12 protein-coding genes are annotated in these 22,307 nt (G+C 73.1%); 1 reads left to right on the top strand and 11 read right to left on the bottom strand.

Annotated features, from left to right (window positions below):
• Positions 1-201: 201 nt before the first annotated feature.
• The 9 genes from ISP_RS21675 to ISP_RS21635 form a co-directional block, all read right to left on the bottom strand.
• Positions 202-1,014, bottom strand: coding sequence for an ABC transporter permease (locus tag ISP_RS21675; protein WP_230468881.1), 813 nt, complete (start codon positions 1,012-1,014; stop codon positions 202-204).
• Positions 1,011-11,027, bottom strand: a complete 10,017-nt coding sequence (locus tag ISP_RS21670; protein WP_014467050.1) for a non-ribosomal peptide synthetase — start codon at positions 11,025-11,027, stop codon at positions 1,011-1,013. The genes ISP_RS21675 and ISP_RS21670 overlap by 4 nt, the downstream gene beginning before the upstream one ends.
• The gene (locus tag ISP_RS21665; RefSeq protein ID WP_013225882.1) at positions 11,027-12,004 is read right to left on the bottom strand and encodes a pyridoxal-phosphate dependent enzyme; all 978 of its coding nucleotides are present in this window, start codon (positions 12,002-12,004) and stop codon (positions 11,027-11,029) included. Before ISP_RS21665 ends, ISP_RS21670 begins: the two co-directional genes overlap by 1 nt.
• Positions 11,995-13,218: an acyl-CoA dehydrogenase family protein gene (locus ISP_RS21660; RefSeq protein ID WP_013225881.1), complete on the bottom strand. Its 1,224-nt coding sequence runs from the start codon at positions 13,216-13,218 to the stop codon at positions 11,995-11,997. The genes ISP_RS21665 and ISP_RS21660 overlap by 10 nt, the downstream gene beginning before the upstream one ends.
• Complete coding sequence (locus tag ISP_RS21655; protein WP_013225880.1) at positions 13,215-13,832, bottom strand: hypothetical protein; 618 nt, start codon at positions 13,830-13,832, stop codon at positions 13,215-13,217. The genes ISP_RS21660 and ISP_RS21655 overlap by 4 nt, the downstream gene beginning before the upstream one ends.
• Before the next feature lie 3 nt (positions 13,833-13,835).
• Positions 13,836-14,102 (bottom strand): acyl carrier protein, encoded by a 267-nt coding sequence (locus ISP_RS21650; protein WP_034285364.1) that lies wholly within the window; start codon positions 14,100-14,102, stop codon positions 13,836-13,838.
• A gap of 101 nt (positions 14,103-14,203) precedes the next feature.
• On the bottom strand, positions 14,204-15,886 hold the full coding sequence (locus tag ISP_RS21645) for a phytoene desaturase family protein (protein ID WP_013225878.1): 1,683 nt from the start codon (positions 15,884-15,886) through the stop codon (positions 14,204-14,206).
• 107 nt (positions 15,887-15,993) lie between these two features.
• Positions 15,994-18,564, bottom strand: coding sequence for an FtsX-like permease family protein (locus ISP_RS21640; RefSeq protein WP_013225877.1), 2,571 nt, complete (start codon positions 18,562-18,564; stop codon positions 15,994-15,996).
• Positions 18,564-19,358, bottom strand: coding sequence for an ABC transporter ATP-binding protein (locus ISP_RS21635; protein ID WP_013225876.1), 795 nt, complete (start codon positions 19,356-19,358; stop codon positions 18,564-18,566). The genes ISP_RS21640 and ISP_RS21635 overlap by 1 nt, the downstream gene beginning before the upstream one ends.
• Before the next feature lie 153 nt (positions 19,359-19,511).
• On the opposite strand from ISP_RS21635, the gene ISP_RS21630 reads away from it, so the two are divergent.
• A complete protein-coding gene (locus ISP_RS21630; protein ID WP_230468880.1) occupies positions 19,512-20,789 on the top strand; it encodes a sensor histidine kinase in 1,278 nt (425 codons plus the stop codon).
• 6 nt (positions 20,790-20,795) lie between these two features.
• On the opposite strand, the gene ISP_RS21625 is transcribed toward ISP_RS21630, so the two are convergent.
• Entirely contained in the window at positions 20,796-21,440 is a 645-nt protein-coding gene (locus ISP_RS21625) for a LuxR C-terminal-related transcriptional regulator (protein ID WP_013225874.1), read from the bottom strand.
• 55 nt (positions 21,441-21,495) lie between these two features.
• Positions 21,496-22,305, bottom strand: coding sequence for a beta-ketoacyl-[acyl-carrier-protein] synthase family protein (locus tag ISP_RS21620; protein ID WP_013225873.1), 810 nt, complete (start codon positions 22,303-22,305; stop codon positions 21,496-21,498).
• Positions 22,306-22,307 lie beyond the last annotated feature (2 nt).

Genomic DNA, 22,307 nt, shown 5'->3' with positions numbered 1-22,307 from the left:
ACATCTCCGTCTGTGTCGGGCCTGGTGGCTTGCTGTCATGGTGTTCGGACCGGCTGACGGCGCGCTGACCGCCACCTGACCCGCTGGCCGCGGCGATGCAGTGAATGACTCATTCATGTCGTCGGACGCCAGGAATGAGTCATTCACTGCATCGGACCAGCCGCTGCCAGGAGACTGTCAACGAACCTCGGACGCGCGACGCTAGGCGATCGTGCGGTACTTGCGGAAGCTCAGTCCCCCGGCCAGTACCAGGGTGACGACGAGGGTGATCGCCACGACCACGCCCGGGTGCTGGGCGGGGAACCCGGTCTCGTCGACGGGCGTGCCCCACAGGCGGCGGACCGCGGTGGTCACCGAGCTGACCGGGTTCCACTCCGCGACCGGCCGCAGCCACGACGGCAGGCGGTCGGTCGACATGAAAGCGTTGGAGAGGAAGGAAAGGCCGAGCGTGGCCACCGCGCCGATGCCGTCGATCGCCTCGGGGTTGCGCAGCGACAGGCCGAGCAGGATGCCGACCCAGATCATCGCGTAGAGGAACACGACGAGCAGGGCGAGGCCGCCGAGCAGCGGCAGCACGCCGGTGTGCACCCGGCCGCCGACGAGCAGGCCGGACGCCACGGTGATCCCCAGCGCGATCAGGCCCACCAGGAAATCGCCGAGCGAGTGCCCGATCAGCACGGCGGGCCGGACGATCGGCAGCGAGCGGAACCGGTCGGTCAGGCCGCCGTTGAGGTCGGTGGCGACGGCGATGGCGGTGGGCGCGATGCCGGCCAGGCCGACCTGCATCAGCGCGGCCGGGAACAAGAACTCCGGGTAGCTGCCGCTGCCCGGCACGATCACCGCGTCCTTGAACACGTACCCGATCGCCAGCATGGTGATCAGCGGGTTCAGGGTGACCGCCAGCAGGCGGCCCGGAACGTTGCGCAGGTGGGTGAGGCGGCGCCCGGCGAGTGCCAGCACCTCCACCACGGCGTCGGAAAACCGCCGCGCCGGCGCCGGGGCAATCACAGTCATTCGTCCTCCTCGGAAGAGCCGTCCAGTGCGGCGGCGACGATCCGGCCGATGGCGGCCTGGGCTTGCGGGTGCATCATGAATTCGTGCCCGCAGTCGATGCGGTGCGGTTCGATCGCCCCGTCGACGAACGGCGCCCAGCGGCCCGGCCGCTCGGCGAGGTCGTCCTCGGTGAGGCCCTCGGCCGCCAGGAACAGCAGCAGGCGGCCGGAGAAGCGGGCGGGTTCGTACCGGAGCGCGAGTTCGCCGTTGTTGCTCATCACGTCGAGCACCCGGGTCATCCGGTCTTCGCCGATCCCGGCCAGCCGCGACCCGCCGCGCCGCAGAACGTCGATGACGGCCGCCGGGGACAGCTCGGCGCCCTCGTCCGCGTCGTGACCAAGGTGCTCCAGGAAGCTGGCGAGCAGCTCGTGGCGGGTCGGCGGGGTCTGGCCCGCCGCCTCGACCGGGAAGCTGTCCAGCACGCACAGGGTCTCGACGCGCTCGCCGGCCTCCTGCAGCTGCACGGCGATTTCGTGCGCCAGCAGCCCGCCGAACGACCAGCCGAGCAGGTGGTACGGGCCGGCCGGCTGGATCGCGCGGATCCGGGCGGCGTACTCCTCGGCGACGTCCTCGACGCTGACCGGCAGCTCGCCGTCCCCGCCGATGTTCGGCGACTGCAGCCCGTACATCGGGCGGCCGGGGTCGAGGTGCTGGACGAGCCCGAGGTAGGGCAGGCTCAGCCCGAGGCCGGCGTGCACGCAGAACAGCGGTGCGCGGTCGCCGTCCGGCCGGATCGGCAGCACCGGCGCGAACGGGTCGAGCACGTCCCCGCCGCCGTCACCGCCGGTGCCGGCCAGCGCGGCCAGGCGCTCGACGGTCCCGTGCGTCAGGACGTCCGCCACGGTGAACCGCACCCCGGCGTTGCGGGCCAGCGCGACCAGCCGCACCGAGAGCAGGCTGTTGCCGCCCAGTGCGAAGAAGTCCGCGTCGGCGTCGACCTCGGGCAGGCCGAGCGTCTCGGCGAAGGCGAGCCGCAGGACCTCTTCGGCCGGGGTGCTCCCTGCCACGCGGGCGGTCGTCTCCGGTGCGGGCAGCCGCGTGTGGTCGAGTTCGCCGGCCGCGGTGAGCGGGAGGGCGGCGAGCTCGATGATCGCCGACGGGACCGCGAAGTCCGGCAGTTCCCGCGCCAGGTGCTCGCGCAGGCCGTCTCCGCCGCCGATGACGTAGGCGACGAGCTGGTCGCCGCGGACCACGACTTCGGCGCCCGCGACGCCGGGGTGGCGCAGCAGCCCGGCCTCGACCTCGACCGGCCGGATGGCGAACCCGCGCGCCCGGATCGGCTCGGCCACCAGTTCCAGGGTGCCGTCGAGCCGGCGGCGGACCAGGTCGCCGGTGCGGTACATCCGTTCCCCGGTTTCGAAGGGGTCGGCGACGAACCGCGTGGCGGTGCGGCCGGGTTCTCCCGCGTAGCCGCGGGCGAGGGCCGGGCCGGCGAGCCAGAGTTCGCCGTGTGCGCCCGGCGGGACAGGTTGGAGCGTTTCGTCCAGGACGTAGGCGCGGGCCGGGTGGGGCAAGGTGCCGGGTTCGGCTTGGCCGGTGAAGGTGCGGTAGTGCGTGTGCACCTCGGCACCGGCACGGTCGAGCCGGTCGATGAGCGGCGCGGCCAGGGGTTCGCCGGCGACGATCAGCCGGACGCCGGCGAGGGCCGGTTCGTGGTGGGCCGCCAGCGCCCGGACCTGGTGGGGAGTGGCGAACAAGACCGCCGGCAATTCGCCTTCGAGGAGCCGTGCGAGTGCGGTGGCGTCGGCGGTTTCGGCCTCGGCGAGGTGGACGGAGCCGCCGGCCGCCAGCGCGGCCAGCGTGGCGGGGATGGCATCGGGGAGCTCGGGGACGATCACCCGGCTGTGGGCCGGGATGGACTCCTGCAGGGCGGCGATGGACTCCGCCAGCGCGCGGCGGGACAGGATGGTGCCGTCCGGCAAGAGGGCGGCGCTGTGCGTGGGAGAAGCAGCCTCGCCGGAAGCCGCCGGGCCGCCCTGGGAGCGACTGACCTCGGCCGGTGCCGCCGGGCCGCCACCCGGGCGGCCGACCTCGATCACCGTGCCGAGCGCGTCGCCCGGCTCGGCCAGCCGGTAGGCCGCCCCTGCTTCGAGCGCGGCCAGCACCTGGACCACGCGCTCCGCCGCCGAGTCCGCGGCGATCGTCACTGTCCACTCCGGACCCGCCCCGCGGGCCTTCAGCTTTCGGGCCTCCGCCGTCACGCGGCGGCGCAGCTGGGCGTGGCTGAGCCGGCCGCCGTCCCAGATCAGTGCCGGGCCTCGGCTGTTGCGCAGCACCGGCAGCTCCGCCGGTTCCCCGGACCCGGCCACGGAAAGCACGTCCGGCTCGGCCGGCGTCACCAGCTCGATCCGGCTCAACGGCAGCTCCGGATCCTCCGCCACCGCCGACAGCAGCCGGTTCAAGCGGGTGGCGAGCAAGGCCGCCGTCTCCGGGGTGAACAAGTCCGCGCAGTACTCGATGCTGCCTTCCATGCCCGCCTCGCCCGGGCGCTCGCCGAGCTGGAACGTCAGGTCGAACTTGAACTTGGCCCCCGTCGCCGGGAGGATCTCCGGCCGCACCGCAAGCCCGCCGATCGTGAACCGCGGGTCCGGGACCTCGTAGTACGACAGCATCACCTGGAACAACGGCTGGCGCGACAGCGACCGCGCGGGCCGGGCCATCTCGAGCAGGAGCTCGAACGGCAGGTCCTGGTGCGCGTACGCCTCGAGGTCGGTGTCCCGCACCCGGGCGACCAGCTCGGCGAACGTCGGGTTGCGGCCGGTGTCGGTGCGCAGGACCAGGGTGTTCACGAAGAACCCGACCAGGTCGTTCGTCACCTCGTCCGAGCGCCCCGCGACGAGGCTGCCCAGCGGGATGTCCGTGCCCGCGCCGTGCTTGGTGAGCAGCGCGGCCACCGCCGCCTGAACCACCATGAAGACGCTGGCGCCGGACCGGCGGGCCACCGCGATCAGTGCCTTGTGGACGGTCGGCGGCACTTCGAAGCCGACCGAGCCACCGCGGAAGGCGGTGGCCGCCCGGCGCGGGAGGTCCGCGGGCAGCCGCAGCTCGTCGGGCAGGCCGTCGAGCGCGGTGCGCCAATACTCCCACTGCCGGTCGGCCGCCTGCCGGTCGTCGAGCAGCTCGCGCTGCCAGACCGCGTAATCGGCGTACTGCGCGGGCAGGTCCGCCCAGCCCGGCTCGGTCCCGCGCACTCGAGCGTCGTACGCGGTCGCCAGGTCGCGCGCCAGGACGTCGACCGACCAGCCGTCACCGGCGATGTGGTGCAGGACGAGCAGCAGGACGTGCTCATCGGTGTCCGCCACGCGGTACAGGGCGGCGCGCAGCGGGCGGTCGGTGGCGAGGTCGAACGCGCGGCTCGCGGCCGCCGAAAGCGTCGCGGTGAGCTCGTCCTCGGCGACCGTCGCCGTGGCGAGCGGCGAGTCCGGGGCGGGCGGCAGAATCCGCTGGTACGGGACGCCGTCGACGTCGGGGAAGACCGTGCGCAGGACCTCGTGCCGCTCGACGACGTCGCCGAGCGCGGCCGCCAGGGCCGCCGGGTCGAGGTCGCCGCCGAGCCGGACGGCCAGCGGGATGTTGTACCCGGCGCTTTCGAGCCGGTTGAGGAACCACATCCGCGTCTGCGCGTGGGACAGCGGGACCTTCTCCGGCCGCGCGAGCTTCCGGAACCCGGCGCCGGCCTGGCCCGCGGCGACGAGCCGACCGGCGAGCCGGCTCACGGTCCGCGCCTCGAACAGGTCCCGGATGGACAGTTCCGCGGCCAGCGCGGACCGGACCCTGCTGACCACCGAGTTGGCCAGCAGGGAATGCCCGCCGATGGCGAAGAAGTCGTCGTCGATCCCGACGTCGGCGACGCCGAGCACGTCGGCCCAGATCTCGCACAGCGTGGCCTCGACCGGGGTGCGCGGATGGCTGACGCCTGCGCCGGTGTGCTGTTCCGGCGCGGGCAGCGCCTTGCGGTCGATCTTGCCGTGCGCCGTCAGCGGGAAGCGGTCGAGGACGACGTACGCGCCCGGGACCATGTACGCCGGCAGCTGCGCGGTCACGTGCTCGCGCAGTTCCCCGGCGGTGACGGCACCGGAGACGTACGCGACGAGCCGCCGGTCGTTGCCCGTGCCGTGCACCGTGACCACCGCTTCGCCGACGCCCGCGTGCGCGGCGAGGCAGGCTTCGATCTCGCCGAGCTCGATGCGGTGCCCGCGGATCTTGACCTGGAAGTCGCGGCGCTCCACGAACTCCAGCTGGCCGTCTTCCCGCAGCCGGACGCGGTCGCCGGTGCGGTACATCCGGGTGCCCGGCTCGCCGAAGGGGTCCGCGACGAACACCGCCGCCGTCCGGACCGGGTCGCCCACGTAACCGCGGCCCACGACCAGGCCGCCGACGAACAGCTCGCCCACCGCACCCTCGGGCGCCGGGCGCAGCTCGTCACCCAGCACATACAGCCGGGAATTCCGCACCGCGTGGCCGATCGGCACCACCTCGACGCCGGACCGGATCACCGCGTGCGTCACGTCGTCCGAACACTCCGTCGGGCCGTACGCGTTGACCAGCGGCACGTCCGGGAACCGGGCGAACCACCGCGCGCACAGGTCCGGCGGCAGCGCCTCCCCCGTCACCACGAGCCAGCGCAGCCCGGAGACATCCGGTTGCCCGGCCAGGTCCCAGGAGTCCAGGGCCGCCCGCAGCAGCGACGGCACGACCTCGAGCACCGAGACGCCCTCGGCCCGGATCAACCCGAACAACGCGTCCGGGTCCGCCGCGATCGCCCGCGACACCACGCGTACCCGGCCACCGACCAGCAGCGGCGCCAGCATCTGCCACACCGAAACGTCGAACGTCACCGGAGCGTTCTGCACGACCACGTCCGACGGCTCCAGGCCGAGGTCCTCGACCTTGGCCAGCAGGTGGTTGACCATCCCGCGGCGGTGCACCATCGCGCCCTTGGGGCGGCCCGTCGAACCGGACGTGAAGATCACGTACGCCAGGTCCAGACCGGCGTCGTCACGGGAAACCGGCGCCCACTCCTCGTCTTCAGCCTCGTCCAGGACCACGATCCCGGTGTCACCGCCGGCGATCTCGGCCGCCAGGTCCTCGAAGCCCGCACCGACCACGACGGCGGTGGCGCCGGAATCCACCAGCAGCCCGGCCAGCCGGGCCACCGGCAACGTCGGGTCCAGGGGCAGGTAGGCCGCCCCGGACCACAACACGCCCAGCACGGTCGTCACGAACCCGACCCCCGGGTCGGCCAGGACGCCGACCACCCCACGGGACGGAAGCCGGCGCGACAACGCGCTCGCGCGGCCGGCCAGCGACCCGTAGGAAACCCAGGCGCCACCGTCGGCCACCGCGGGGGCTTCCGGCGTCGCCAGTGCGAAATCGCGCACGCGCGACACGACATCGGCACCCACGGGTCCGGTCGCGCCGGCGCCCCGCTGCAGTTCCTCCGCCGGCACCACGTCGATCGCCCCGAGCGCCACCGAAGGATCGGCGATGGCGGTGTCGAGCAGGTGCCGGAACATGCCGGTGATCCGGCCGACGCGCTCGGCGTCGAACGCCTCGGGCGCGTAGTCGAAGCGGAAGGCCAGTTCGCCGCCCGGGTTCACGACCAGGCTCAGCGGGTAGTGGCGGGAGTCCTCGGTGACGGCGTCGAGCACGCGCACGTCGTCGCCCAGGACCACGTCGGTCTGTGCACCGTCGGCGGGCACGTTCTCGAAGACGATGGCGGTGTCGAACAGCTCGCCGGTGCCGGCCAGGCCGGGCACGTCGTTCTGCACCTCGGCCAGCCCGACGTGCTGGTAGGCCGACATCCGGGCCTGCTGGTCGCGCAGGAAGACCAGGAGCTCGTCCAGCGTGCCCGCCGGGTCGAGGTCGGCGCGGACCGGCACCGTGTTGATGAACATGCCGACCATGGTCTCCACGCCCGGCAGCTCCGCCGGGCGCCCGGAGGTGACCGACCCGAACACGACGTCCCGCCGTCCGGTGAGCCGGCCGACCAGGATCGCCCAGCAGGCCTGCACGACGGTGTTCAGGGTGAGCTCGTGCCGCCGGGCCCACGCCACCAGCTCGGCGGTCTCGTCCCGGGACAGCACCACTTCGGCCGACTCCGGCACCGCCTTCAGGTGGCCGTCGAGCTCCGGCGCCACCTTCGTCGGCTCGGTGAGGCCGTCCAGGACCTCGCGCCACGCCTGCCGGGCTTCCCGCTCGTCCTGGCGGCCGAGCCAGGCGAGGTAGTTCCGGAACGGGGTCACTTCCGGCAGCGCGGCCGCGGGGCCGTGCGTGTACAGCGTGGCCAGCTCGCGGATGAGGATCGGCACCGACCAGCCGTCGGTGGCGATGTGGTGGGCGGTCCAGAGGAACCGGTAGCGGCCGGCCGCGGCCTTGATCAGGGTGAACCGGACCAGCGGCGGGTGCGCGAGGTCGAACCGGCGCTCCCGGTCCTCGGCCGCCAGCCGGCCCAGCCGCTCCTCGCGCTCGACTTCGGGCAGCGTGGAGAGATCGATTTCGGTCCAGGGCAGGCCGACCTCGGCGGCGATCAGCTGCACGGCGTCGCCGCCGCGGCGGTGCCGGAAGTACGCGCGCAGGGTGGCGTACCGGCGCAGCAGCGCGGCACACGCGTCGCGCAGCGCCTCGACGTCGAGCGGGCCGGCGAGGTCCGCGGTGGCCTGGACGGTGTAGACGTCGACGCCGTCGGGGTCGAACTCCGAGTGGAACAGCAGGCCCTGCTGCAACGCCGACAGCGGTAGGACATCCTCGATGCGGCCGCCTTCCGGCGCCAGCTCCCGCAGTTCGTCGTCGGTCAGCTCGACCAGCGGCCCGTCGGTCACCGCGATCGCCTCGGCGTCGGCGCCCGGCTCGCGGAGGCCGACCTGCTCGGCGATGGCGGCCGGCGTCCGGCGTTCGAGGATGTCGCGCGGGGTGAGCTCGATGCCCGCCGTGCGGGCCCGGCCGGCCACCTGGATCGCGCTGATGCTGTCGCCGCCGAGGGCGAAGAAGTTGTCGTCGATGTACACGCGCGGCACGGACAGCACTTCGGCGAGGATGTCGCAGACGACGGTCTCGACCGTGTTGCGGGGGCGGCGCCCGACGACCTCGGCCCGGAAGTCCGGGGCGGGCAGCGCTTCGCGGTCGACCTTGCCGTGCTCGGTGAGCGGCAGCTCGTCGAGCACCACCAGCGCCGAGGGCACCATGTAGTCCGGGAGCAGCTGCTGGGCGGTGCTGCGCACGGCACCGGCGTCGATCGGGCCTTCGCCGTCGACACCGATGAGGTAGCCGGCGAGGCGCTTGCCGCCATCGGCGTCGGTGAGCACGCGCACGACGGCGTCCAGGACACCGGGCACGGCCCGCAGGACGCTTTCGATCTCGCCGAGTTCGATGCGGTGCCCGCGGATCTTCACCTGGAAGTCCCGGCGCTCCACGAACTCCAGCTGACCGTCCGGGCGCATCCGGACGCGGTCGCCGGTGCGGTACATCCGCGCGCCGGGACCACTGAACGGATCCGCGACGAACACCGCCGCCGTCCGCGCCGGGTCACCCACGTAACCGCGGCCCACGACCAGGCCGCCGACGAACAGCTCGCCCACCGCACCCGCCGGCACCGGGCGCAGCTCGTCACCCAGCACGTACAGCCGGGAATTCCGCACCGCGTGGCCGATCGGCACCACCTCGACGCCGGACCGGATCACCGCGTGCGTCACGTCGTCCGAACACTCCGTCGGACCGTACGCGTTGACCAATGGCACGTCCGGGAACCGCTCGAACCACCGCACGCACAGGTCCGGCGGCAGCGCCTCCCCCGTCACCACGAGCCAGCGCAGCCCGGAAACATCGGCGGACCGCCCGGCCAGGTCCCAGGAGTCGAGCGCCGCCCGCAGCAGCGACGGCACGACCTCCAGCACCGAAACGCCCTCGTCCCGGATCAACCCGAACAACGCGTCCGGGTCCGCCGCGATCGCCCGCGACACCACCCGGACCCGGCCACCGACCAGCAGCGGCGCCAGCATCTGCCACACCGAAACGTCGAACGTCACGGGAGCGTTCTGCACCACCACGTCCGCGGGCTCCAGGTCGAGGTCTTCCACCTTCGCCAGCAGGTGGTTGACCATCCCGCGGCGGTGCACCATCGCCCCCTTGGGACGGCCCGTCGAACCGGACGTGAAGATCACGTAGGCCAGCTCCGCACCGGCGTCCTCACCCGCGCCGAACACCGGGGCCAGGGCACCCGGGCCGTCTTCGGCGGCGTCCAGGGCCACGATCCCGGCCCCACCGCCGGCCGCGGCCACCACCTCCGCCGCCCGCTCCTCGTGCCCGGGGCCCACGACCACGCATGAGGCACCCGAGTCGACCAGCAGCCCGGCCAGCCGGGCCACCGGCATCCCCGCATCCAGCGGCACGAACGCCGACCCCGACCACAGCACCCCCAGCACGGCCGAGACGAACCCGACACCGGGGTCGGCCAGCACGCCCACCACCCCACGGGCCGGAAGCCGGCGGGACAGCGCACTCGCCCGGCCGGTCAGGGACCCGTACGAGACCCAGTCGCCGCCGTCGGCCACCGCGGCCGCTCCCGGCGACGCTTGTGCGATGGCGCAGACGCGCGACACCAGGTCGGCCCCCACCGGCCCGGCGGCACCGACGCAGGAGGCCAGCAGCTCGCCGAGCTCGTCCGCCGACACGACGTCGACTCCGCCCAGCACCGCCGACGGGCCGGCCTCGGCGAGGCGGCCGACGAACCCGGCCAGCCGCTCCAGGTGCGCGGCGACGCCCTCTGCGTCGTAGAGGTCGGGGTTGCCGTTCAGGTGGATTTCGATGATGTCTTCGGTGACGTCGAGCACGGTCAGCGAGAGGTCGTTGGTGATCCCGGTCGACAGGTTCATCACACGCGTGTGGCAGTCGCCGAGGAGCAGGCCCGGCTCGGGCGGGAGCACGTTGACGAACGGGCCGCCGAACGGGCGGCGCTCGTCGCTGCGCACGCCGATGTCCCGGCGGATCTGGTTGACGTGGTAGCGCTGGTGCTTGAGGGTCGCGGCGAGCTCGCTCGAGGCCTGCCCCAGCAGGGCGGCGATCGTCATCTGCGGCTCGACGACCATCCGCAGCGGCAGGTAGTTCGCGACCATGCCCGGGGTCGCCCGCGAGCGCACGCCCGCACGCGCCGCGACCGGGACGGTCAGCAGCAGGTCCTTGATGCCCGAAAGCCGTTGCGTGTAGGCCGCCATCGCGGCGATGAAGAACGTCGGCAGCGTCACCTTCGCGCCCGCGGCCGCCTCGCGCACGGCCTTCGCCGTCTCCGGGGGCAGCACCATGGTGCGCCGCAGGAAGCCGCGCGCCGGCGCCGGCTCCTTGCCGGACAGGCTGACCAGGTCGGGCGTGGTGTCGAAGTGCCGCCCCCAGAACGCCTTGTCCCGCAACCGGTGCGGGGAGTCCTGGTAGGCGAGGTCGGCGTCGAGCAGCAGCCGGAACGGCGGCAGCGCGGTGGGCCCGGGGTCCTCCCCGGCCAGCAGCGCGTTGTAGAGCTCGCCCAGCCGGCGGTGGCAGATCGCCGCGCTGAAGCCGTCGCCGATGAGGTGGTGGGTGGTGAGGTACCAGAAGTGCCGCTGTGCGCCGAGCTTGATCAGGGCGCCGCGGAAGAGCGGGAAGTCCTCGAGCGAGAAGGGGTGCCGCAGGTCTTCCTGCATCCAGTCGAGCGCGGCGCTCTCCGGGTCGGCTTCCCCGGTCACGTCCGGGTACCGGATCGGCAGCTCGGTCAGCGGCTCGATGAGCTGCCGCGGTTCGCCCTCGACCTCGACGAACCGGGCCCGGAAGCACTCGGCTTCGTCGGCCAGCGCGCGCAGGGCCGACTGGAACACCTCGACGTCCAGCGGGCCGGTGATGTCCAGGTAGTCCGCCATCGCGTAGGCGAGGCCGCCACCGGAGAGCTGTTCGTCGTACCAGACGTCGGTCTGTGCGGTGGACAGGGGCAGGAATGCGTCGACCGCGGTCATCAGGGCACCTCGAAGAGTGTTTTGGCGTAACGGGAATCGGGTTCGGCACCGTCGAGCAGCGCTTCGGGGCCGTAGTTGTCCTTGACCCACTGGTCCTGGTAGATCGTGTCCAGGTAGCGGTCACCGAGGTCGGGCGAGATCACCACCGCCGTGGGCTCGGCGCCGCCCGCGTCGTTCTCCTCCAGCCAGCCGAGCGCACCCGCGAGCACCATGCCGGAGCCGCCGCCGAGCAGGAAGCCGCGCAGCGCGAGCCGGCGGCACTCGCGGATCGCGGCCGCTTCGTCGACCCGCACCAGATCGTCCACAAGGGACATGTCGATGACCGGGAACCGCACGCTCGTGCGCAGGGCTGTGCTGCGCCGGGCGGCCCGCGGCCCGGGGCCGACGCACTCGACGGCGACGATCCGCACCTGCGGCCGGACCTGGCGCAGGTAGCGGGCGCACCCGGTGAGGGTCCCGGCCGAGCCGACCCCGACGAAGAGCACGTCCAGATCCGGCACCGTGCGCAGGATGTCCGGGCCGGTCGAGCGGAAGTGGGCCATCCAGTTGCCCGCGTTGACGTACTGGTCCAGCCAGGTGTAGCCGTCGTTCTCCGCGCACAGCCGTCGGACGAGCCGCAGGCCCGCGGCCGGGTCCGGGGCGACCAGCACCTCGGTGCCGAGGTTCTGCATCAGCTGCCGGGTGAGCAGCGTGCTGCGCGGGTCGGTCACGCAGACGAACCGGTACCCGCGGCTGGCCGCGACCAGGCTCAGCGCCACGCCGAGGTTGCCCGACGACGTTTCGACGATGGTCGAGCCGGGGCGCAGCACGCCCGCGCGCTCGGCCAGCGCCACCATTTCGAGGGCGGGCTTGAGCTTGCTCGAGCGCGCGAAGTTGAAGCCCTCGCACTTCATCAGGACCCGCCGGTCCACGATGTGGCGGAGGTCGACGTACAGGTCGGTGACGTCGAACTCCTCCGGCCTCGTGATCACCTGCACGACGAACCTCCGGTCGACGAGTTCCCGGCGTGCGCGGGAAAGGGGTCGCCCCGGCCGACCTTGCCGGCGACCAGGCCCTGGAAGACGGTGAGCTTCTGGATGTTTCCGGCGCCCTCCATGAACTCGACGCCGCGCGCGTCCCGGACCAGCTTGTCCAGCGCCGGGTGCTCCCAGCGGGCCCGCGGCCCGAAGAAGCCGCACGCTTCGAGCGTGGCCTCCTCGGCCAGCCGGCACGCTTCGGCCTTGGCCGCCGAAGCCAGGTGGCCGCGGGAACCGTCGGCGTCGACCTCGATCGCGGACAGCTGCACGAGGTGGCGCACGCCCTCGATGCGGCGGCCCAGCCGGTCGAGCCGGTCGGCCTCGCCGCGGCCGAGCGGGCCGCGTTCGGCCCGCACGTAGTCGTGGGCGGCCGCGGCGATGCCGACCGCGATCGCGGCGACGCCCGGCCGCAGCCGGTTGAAGGTCTGCACGCACGCCCACATGCCCCGCCGGGCGGGCGAGCGGTCCCGGCCGAGCACGCGCTCGGCGGGCACGGCGACGCCGTCCAGCGTCAGCTCGCAGATCCGCGCGGCACGCAGCCCCAGCGACTCGATCGGCTCGGCGCGGAACCCCGGGTCCGCCGTGTCCACCAGGACCGCGGTGACGCCCAGCGGGCCGGGCCCGGTGCGGGCGAACACGACCCCCAGCGCGGCCCGGGCGGCGTTGCCGACGTACTTCTTGCGGCCGTCGAGCCGGTGCGGGCCGCCGCCGTCCGGCGAAGTCTTCAGCGCCGTCTCCAGCGCGGTGGCGTCGGATCCGCGATCCGGCTCGGTGAGCGCGAAGAACGTCCACGTCGGACGTTCGAGGAGCCGGCCGTAGAACCACTCCTTCTGCTCCCGGTCGGCCAGCACGTCGACGAGCACGCCGGACATCGACGCGCCCGGGCTGGCGAGCATCAGGCCGGCGTCGCCGCGGGCGAGTTCTTCGAGCACCACGGTCCGCTCGATCGCCGTCATGCCGTGGAAGCGGTGCGCGCCCAGTGCCAGGCCCGCGCCCCCGAACTCCGCGGGGACGAGCATGGTGGCGAGGCAGCGGACGCCGGCCAGGTCCAGGTGCGCACCGACGCCGTCGGGGTCGGTGTCGAGGCCGGCGCCCGCGGTGCGGAACTCCGCGCCCCACTCCCGGGCCGCGTCCCGCAGCGTCCCGAGCCGTTCGTCCAGCACGGTCGCGGTCACGCCACCGCCTCCGGGGTGTAGGCCCCGGCGAGCAGCTCGGAGACGTCGGCGACCTCGCCCGCACCACCGCGGACGAACCCCGCTGCGCCGAGCAGGCGCAGCAGCACGCGGTCGGTGTCGGTGAGCCGCCGGTGCAGGTAGGCCAGTGCGTCCGGCGCCGGGACCGCGTCGTGCGCGGTCAGGAACGCGCGCACCTCGAGCTGCCCGGTCAGTGCCTCGGCAACGGCGCCCTGGACCATCTGGCGGCGCAGCAGGGTGGTGTCGCCGCTGCGCCGCCCGCCCAGATACGCGAGCCCAGAGTCGAGCAGGGCGCCGGACAGGCCCAGCCGCAGCCACACCGACCCGGTCGCCAGGATCGGGTCGGGGCGGCCCGCGGGCCGGTGCGTCCGCACGAGGACGACCGGGCCGCCCGGCAGCTCCGCCGTCCGGACCACGAGCACGTCGCCGGCCACCGGCCCGGCCGGCAGGACCGCGGCACCGCCGGCGCCGAACACCGGCGCCCCGGCCGGCAGCGCCGCGTGCAAAGCCACCAGCGCCGGGGCCATCCCTTCCGCACGGGCGGTGTCGTGGCACCGCAGCCAGGTCGCCGTGATCGGCGGCGAGATCGTGGTCATCGCTCAGGCGGCCATTTCGGCCGAGACGAACCGGGCCAGCGACCCGACCGACTCGAAGTGGCTCATTTCCAGGTTCTCGGCGTCGAATTCGATGCCAAGCGCCTCTTCCAGCTGCATCAGCAGTTCCAGCACGCCGGTGGAGTCGAGACCGGCGTCGGCGAGCCGGGTCTCCGGGCCGAGGTCGGTGACCTCCGCCTCCAGCACGGACTCCAGCGCGGCGCAGATGCCCGCGACCACGCGGTCGTCCAGGACCTCCGTCGGTTCAGCCACGGTTTCCGTCACTTCGCTCACCAATCCCTTCGTGAAGACAGCAGCACTTACCCACAGGCCCGGAACCGGGCCTAGAGTTCTTTTTTCTCCGGTCTGGCGCCCTATCCCGCCACGACCCGGTCGAGCAGGGCGAGGCCGCGCGCCCCGCGCCGCCGCAGGCCCCGGGAGGTGCGCAGCGGGTCCCAGCCGGGCTCGCGTTCCGGGAGCAGCTCGGGATTCCCCAGCACCCCGGCGGCGTCCGCGAGGACCGGCCGGCCGAGGATCGTCGACGCGCACAGCGCGCCCCCGGTCGCGACCCCGACGATTCCGCCACCGTGCAAGATGCTCTGACCCGCGAGGTAGAGACCGTCGACGCCCGAATCGATATCCGGCCGTTGCCCGACCCGGCCCCAGGTGTGCAGGCCGTACGCGCTGCCCCCGGTCGAAAGCGTGTAGCGCTCCTGGGTCAGCGGCGTCGACGTCTCGACGTGCACGAGGTGCTTGCGGAACGGCCCGATCGCGGCCTCGGCCAGGTCCAGCATCTGTTCGGTGAGCCGGTCCTTGGCGCCCAGGTAGCCGGGTTCGCGCCGGTAGCGGGCCCCGTGCGCCGGCCCGTCCGTGAGTCCCCAGTGCGCGTAGCCGGGCGGGCAGGCCGTCATGATCTGGAAGTTCATGTGCCCCGGCGGGCACGCCGAGCCCGGCACCGGGTCCTTCAGGGAAGCGAAGGACAGGAACGCGAACGGCAGCGCGTCGAGCCGGCCCGCCTCGACCTGCGCGTACGCCGCATCGACGTCTTCGTTGGGCCAGTACCAGATGTTCGCGCTGGGCAGCGGCAGTTCCCGGTCGAGCGCGACGTAGCAGACGGCCAGCGGCAGGCGCATCGTCGCCGTCTCCGCACGGGCCACCACCGGCTCGGGCAGGTTTTCCCGGCCGTCGCACAGTTCCAGCACGGTCCGGCGGTAGTCCGCATTGGACACGACCACCGGTGCGCGGTGGACCGTGCCGTCGGTCAGCCGGACGCCCGCCACCTTGCCGCGCTCGATCAGGATCCGGTCGACCCGCGTGCGGGTGAGCAGCGTGCCGCCGTGCGACTCCAGCAGCTCGACGAAGGAGGCGGCGATCACCTGCCCGCCGCCCTCGGGGTAGTAGGCGCCGCGCAGGTAGTCGTCGAGCATCATCGTGTGCGCGACGACGAGCGTGCCGGCCGGCGCGGACCCGTAGTTCCCGGACTGGGCGGCCAGGATCGTGCGCGCCCGGGCCGACAGTCCGCAGTGGTCGAACAGCTGCGCGAGCGTCCGGCGGCTCCAGCGCAGCATCACGGCCGGCACCTTCGCCGCCGGCCCCGCGGAGAAGGCGGACTGGCGGCAGGCCTGCGCGACGGCCGCGCACACCTCGATGTAGCGGGTGATGCCGTCGGTCTCCGCGGGCAGCGCGGCCCGCAGCCGGTCGGCGTAGCGGTCCCACCCGGTCGGCACGTCCACGGTCACACTCGGCAGGACGATCCGGTCGAACCCGTCGGGATCCATGGGGTGGAAGCGCACCCGGTCGGCGAGGCCGAGGCCCGAGAGGACCCGCGGCAGCAGGCCGTCCGGTCCGCAGTCGCCGAGGTAGTGCACCCCCACGTCGAACTGGTAGGCGCGCCGCCGGCGGAACACGTGGCTGTTGCCGCCCGCGACGTCGTGCTGTTCGAGCACGAGCACGCGCATCCCGCTCGCCACCAGGTATCCGGCGCACACGAGGCCGCCGATCCCGGAGCCGACCACGATGGCGTCCCAGCGCTGGGCGGCCTTCTCTTCTGTGTCCACGCCGGCGACGCTATGCCGGAGCGGTGACCTCGGGCTGACCGCGCGCTGACAATCTGGGGGAGAGTTCGTCAGCGCCGTGCTGGGGGCTCCGGCCCGCCCGAGGTCACCTATTCAGGGGCCAGCGTCGAAGGCGACGGCCTGGTGCGCAACGTGAACCACGTCGGCGCACAGGTGGCCACCACCGTCAGCACGACGGCCAGCCCGAGTATCACAAGATATATCCACAAAGGACCGGACGGGAAGAGGCTGTCCGAGACGGCCGCGCTGAACGGTATCAGCATCGACGCCGCGACCAGCGTGCCGAGGAAGACGCCGATGGCGGCCACGACCCCCGCTTCCATGGCCATCATGCGCATCACCTGCCCCCGCGTCGACCCGATGAGCCGCTGCAGCCCGAACTCCCGCCGCCGGTCCGCCGTGGCCATCACCAGCGTGTTCACCATCGAGATCGCGGCGTACACGAGCAGCAGCCCGACGATCAGGTAGTTGACCCAGGCATTGGCCTGGACCTCCGCCAGGAAGGCCTTGGTCAGCGCCTCCCGGCCGGCCACCTGCACGCCGTCCAGGTCCCCGACCCGGCTGCGCAGCGAGGTGAGCAGATCGCCTTCCGCCGTCCCGGGCTGCGCCATGACGAGGATCCGGTCGGCCGCACCCGCGGCCGTGTGCGGCGCCAGCGTGTCGGCCGGCATCAGCGCCGAGGCCGAGGCCGCCGTGGTCCGCAGCGTCGCGACGACGTCCAGGGTGATCGGGGAGCCGTCGCCCAGCCGCATGGCGATCTTGGCGCCCACGCCGACCCCCAGCCGCTGCGCGAGGTCGGCGGGCAGGGCGATCGTGTTGCCGTGCAGGGCGTCGAGCTGCCCGCTCGCGACGATGCTCCCCCACGCCTTCGCCACGCCCTCCGCGGTGACGCCGGTGAGGTCCACGCCGTCCTCGTCCTGCGTCGCGTCCGACGGCTTTTCGTTGTACCCCTTGCTCGTCACGAACGCCGAGGCCCCGGCCACCCCGGGGGCCTGCTGCACCTTGGCGACCAGGTCCGGCGGCAGGTCACCGGTCGCGGACGTCACCACGGCGTCGGCGAGCAGCGAGTCGGAGTACTGCTTCTCCGCGACCGCGACCTGCGTGGTCTGGAAGTACAGCATGAAGATGGCGAGCCCGGTGGCGAGCATGATGGGCGTGACCGCCCCGGCCATCGGCATCCAGCGGGCCCGCGCGTTCAGCGAGGCGAGGTAGCCGGGCAGGCCACCGAACGCGCGGATCGGCCGGCGCAGCACCGCGACCAGCAGCTTGGTGAGCCCGGGGGCGAACAGCGCGACGGCGGTCGCCACCAGCGTGACGGCCGGGCCGGCCGTGCTCGCCGCGAGCGGGCCGTCGACGACGGTGATCGTCAGGTAGGCCAGCGCCGCCGCGCCGATCAGGCTCGACACCCCGAGCCACAGCCGCGTCGGGGTCAGCCAGCGCGTGGGGATCGCCGTTTCCCGCATCGCTTCGACGGGCCGCGTACGGCCCGCGTACCGGGCGGCGACGAACGCGGCGCCCCACGCCGAACCCAGGCCCACGACCGCCGCGGCGACGACCGGGTAGAAGCCCTGCTCGAACTTGAGGACCGGCTGGATCACGCCGAAGCCGGTCAGCCGGCCGAAGAGCCAGTCGCCGAGCAGCACGCCGGGCAAGATCGCCAGCGCGGTGCCCAGCGCCCCGATGATCATCGCTTCGCCGGTGATCATCCGGCTCAGCTGGCGCGGGGTCGCGCCGATCGCCCGCAGCATGGCCACTTCGCGGCGGCGCTGCTGCACCGAGAGCGTGAGGGTGCTCGCGACGACGAACATGGCGACCTGCGCCGCCAGGCCACCGAACACGGCCGCGAGGATGATCAGCAGCTCGCCGTCGCCGGCGGCCCTGGCGAACTCGGCGGACCCGCGGGCGTCGCCGGTCAGCGTCACCGCGCGCTGGTCCCGCACCGCGGTCGCGATCTGCGCGCTGACGGCGGCGACGTCGGCACCGGGGGCGAGCTGGACGCCGAAGGCGTCGACCTGCCCGGCCGCGGACCGCAGCCCGCCGGCCTCGGCGGGCGAGAAGAACACCGCGTCGGTGGCCATCCGGCGGCCGGCGTCGGCGATGCCGGTGATCCGGTAGGAGTGCACGCCCCCGCGGACGGCGATGTCGGCCTTGCCGCCGGCGTGCGCCCCGATCCGGGCCGCGGTGGCGGAATCGAGCACGACTTCGCCCTCGCGGATCGGGGCCGCGCCCTCGGTCAGCCGGTAGGGCGCCAGCTCCGCGGAAACCCAGCTGTGGCCGGCCTGCGTGCCGGGTACGGACGGGCCGCCCTGGTCGCCGAGCACCTCGGCGTGGAAGGAGACGTCCGGGACCACGTGGGCGACGCCGGGCACGCCGCTGATGGTGCTCGCGAGACCTTCGCCGAGCCGGACGCGCTCGGACAGCGTCGCGGTCTCGTGGTCGGCGTCCTCCCCGTGGCCGACCGTGGGCAGGTCGTAGGACTGGTTGCCCGCCACCACGATCGGCGCGGCGGCCAGGCGCTGCGGCGGGATCACGGTCCGGATGCCGGTCTCCATGAGCCCGCCGCAGGCGAGCATCACGGCGGTGCCGACGAACACCGAGACGAGGGTGGCGATGAAGCCACCGGTGCGGTAGCGCAGGGTGCGTACGACGAGGGTCAGCATCAGCGCGTCAGCTCGCTCAGCCAGGGGCCTTCCTGCGGCCGCTGCTCGGCGCGGGCGACGAGGTTGGTCATCCGCCGGGCCACCTCTTCGGGGTTCGGCTGCCGCAGCTCGTCGACGACCCGGCCGTCGGCGAGGAACAGCACGCGGTCGGCGTAGGAGGCGGCCACCGGGTCGTGGGTCACCATCACGATGGTCTGCCGGGACACGCTCTTCGCTTCCCGCAGCAGGGAAAGGACTTCCTGGGCCGACCGCGTGTCCAGCGCGCCGGTCGGCTCGTCGGCGAAGATCACCTCGGGGTGGGTGACGAGGGCGCGGGCGATCGCCACCCGCTGCTGCTGGCCGCCGGAGAGTTCCGCGGGCCGGTGGCGCCGCCGCTGGCCGAGCCCGACCTGTTCGATGACGCGGCGCACGAGCGCCGGGTCCGGGCGCCGTCCCGCCAGCCGCAGCGGCAGGGTCACGTTCTGCTCGACGTCGAGCGCGGGCAGCAGGTTGAAGGCCTGGAACACGAACCCGATCCGGTCGCGCCGCAACCGGGTCAGCTCGACCTCGCGCATCACGCTGAGGTCGGTGCCGCCCAGCACGACCGAGCCGGACGTCGGCTTGTCCAGGCCGGCCGCGCAGTGCAGCAGTGTGCTCTTGCCCGACCCCGACGGCCCCATCACCGCGGTGAACGTGCCGCCGGCGAAGCCCGCCGTCACGTTGTCCAGGGCCAGCACCTGGGCCCGGTCCTTGCCGTACGCCTTGCGTACGGACAGCAGCCGCACGACTTCGACCGTGTCGCCTTGCTGGTACATCTGCGGCTCCCCTGGCGTGACTTCGTTTCGTCCATTCGTTACCGCGACCACGTTACGAAGGTGCGGGCCGGTTTCCGAGGGTGCTAGGGAGCGGAAGTTTGCGGGGGTTAGCACTACCGCGGAGAACGGCCCGGCCTGCGCATAATGGGCGCCATGACTAGCGGAAGCCCGGTCGCCACGATGACGCGGTCGCTGCTGCGCGACGGCGGGCTCGCGACCCTGCGCGGCGGCGTGCTCGCCGTGGTCGCGGTGACCGAACTCGTGGTGTTCATCGTCGTGGTCACCGCCGGCTCGCTGATCGGCGTGGGCGTGGGACTGTTCATGCTGCCCCCGGCCGTGCTGCTGATGCGCGCCCTGACCGACCGGGTGCGCGCGTCGGCCGACGCGTGGTCCGGCGTGCGGATCGCCTCGCCGTACCTGCCGGAGCCGGCCGGGAGCACAGCGCTGCGCCGCTGCCACCACCTGCTCGGCGACCGCGCGAACTGGCGCGACGCGCTGTGGCTGGTGGTGGACAGCTCCCTCGGCATCCTGCTCACCCTCACCCCACTGCTCCTGGTCCTGCACGGGCTGCGCGGACTCGCGATGCCGTTCCTGATCGGGTCCGACGCGGCCGACCGGCTCGGCAGCTGGTACGTCGTGATCCCGGTGGACGACCAGCCGACGGCCTGGTTCGCCGCCATCCTCGGCCTGGCGCACTTCCCGCTGGCGCTGTGGAGCGCGCCGCACCTGCTGAAGCTGCACGCGCGGCTGGCGGCCACCCTGCTGGCCCCGACCGAGGTGACCCGGCTGACGAACCGCGTGCAGCACCTGGCCGAAAGCCGTGACGACGCCGTGGGTTCCCAGGCGACCGAGCTGCGCCGCATCGAACGCGACCTGCACGACGGCGCGCAGACCCACCTCGTCGCGATGGGGATGACGCTCGACGCCGCCATGCGCGTGCTCGACTCCCACCCCGAAGCGGCCCGGTCCTTGATGGACGAGGCGAAGAACACTTCGGCGAAAGCGCTGCAGCAGCTGCGCGACCTCGTCCGCGGTATCCAGCCGCCGGTGCTGGTCGACCGCGGCATCGCCGACGCGATCCGCACGCTGGCGATCGAAAACCCGCTGCGGATCGAGACGACGATCGACCTGCCCGGCCGGCCGTCGCTGGCGGTCGAGACCGCCGCGTACTTCTCGGTGTCCGAACTGCTGAACAACGCGATGAAGCACTCCGGGGCGGACAGCGGCGCGATCCACGTCCACTACGAGTCCGGCCGGCTGGTCATCAACGTCAGCGACAACGGCAGCGGCGGCGCGAACACCGAAGGCGGCTCGGGACTGCGCGGCATCGAGAAGCGGCTCGCGCCGCTCGACGGCTTCATCACGATCCTCAGCCCGCTCGGCGGCCCGACCATGGTGACGATCGAAATCCCGTGCGGCTTGGCGCTCTGACGACGGTCAGTGCTTCAGGTAGGCCAGCACCGCCAGGACCCGCCGGTTGGCGTCCTCGGACTGCGGCAGGTTCAGCTTGGCGAGGATGTTGTTGATGTGCTTGGAAACGGCCTTCTCGGAGATGACCAGCTCGCCCGCGATGTTGCTGTTGGACCGCCCTTCGGCCATCAGCTTGAGGACTTCGCGCTCCCGGGCGGTCAGCCGCTCCAGGCGGTCGTCGCGGGTGTTGTGCGTCAGCAGCCGCGTCACGACGTCCGGGTCCATCACCGTGCCTCCCAGCGCGACCTGGCGGACGGCGTCGACGAACTGGTCGCCGTGGAACACGCGGTCTTTGAGCAGGTAGCCGACCGAGCCTTCGCCGTCCGCGAGGAGTTCGTCGGCGTAGAGCCGTTCCACGTACTGCGAAAGGACGAGCACCGGGAAGCCCGAGATGCGGCGGCGCGCTTCGATCGCGGCGCGCAGGCCTTCGTCGGTGAACGACGGCGGCAGCCGGATGTCGACGATCGCGATGTCCGGCCGTTCGCGCAGCATCGCTTCCAGCAGGTCCGGCCCGTTGTCCACCGCCGCGCTGACCTCGAATTCGTGCGCCTCGAGCAGCCGCACCAGACCGTCCCTGAGCAGGAACTGGTCTTCACCGATGACCACGCGCACTTTGTCCGTCCCCCGCTTCGAACCCGACCACGACGACCCTCATCATAGGGCCGCGTCAGTCGGACTCGGCCACCACGCAGATGCCCAGCGCACCTCGGCGCGGGTCGTAGTCGGCCAGCAGCACCGGACCGGCGGCCGGGCCGTCCGCGAGCGGCGCCCAGAGCCCGGTGCACGGGAACTCGGGCGGCGCGACGATCGCCCCCGGCCAGGCACCCGTCCCGGCGAGCCCGCGGCCGACGACGACCGTCTCCGCCGGCTCGAACTCCGGCAAGGCGTCCGGCACCACTTCGGGTTCGTAGCCGACGCGGACCGTCCGGCGGCCGCCCGCCTCGAACAGCAAAGCGGTAGCGGCGTCCCCGATCCGGTCCGGCACGTCGTACGGCGTGACGCCCTGGTCCATGATCAGGACCAGGGCGCGCCGGTAGTCGTGGCGCCGGACGTAGGAGCCGGCGATCCGCAAGGCGGTGAACGGGGCCAGGCTGCCCTGCCCCGAAACGGAAAACACCAGCGGGTTGCCGGGGAGCACGGCGGTCAGGTTCACCGGCGCCGACAGCCGCGGGTCGAACTCCGGCGCCGCGTGGGCGACGATCGCGAGGTCGATCCGCTCGCCGGAGAGCTGCCCGGCGAGCAGCTCGCGGGCCATCGCGAGGAAGGGGTTGCCGCGCGCCCGCGTCACCCGGCCGGGCCGGAAGCCGATGTCGTGCCCGCGGCTGAGGTCGGCGAAGTACCGGTGCAGCTCGGGAACGTCGATTTCGCGGTCGCCGGGTGCGAATTCACGCCGGGTCGCCAGCGCCAGGCGCAGCGGAAACGGCTGCAGGCCCGGCGATGGCGCGGCGGACAGGGTGGTCGTGGACGCGCGGTACATCG

The organism is Amycolatopsis mediterranei (assembly GCF_026017845.1).
Classification (GTDB): domain Bacteria; phylum Actinomycetota; class Actinomycetes; order Mycobacteriales; family Pseudonocardiaceae; genus Amycolatopsis; species Amycolatopsis mediterranei.
This window is presented reverse-complemented; position numbering and strand designations above follow the sequence as displayed.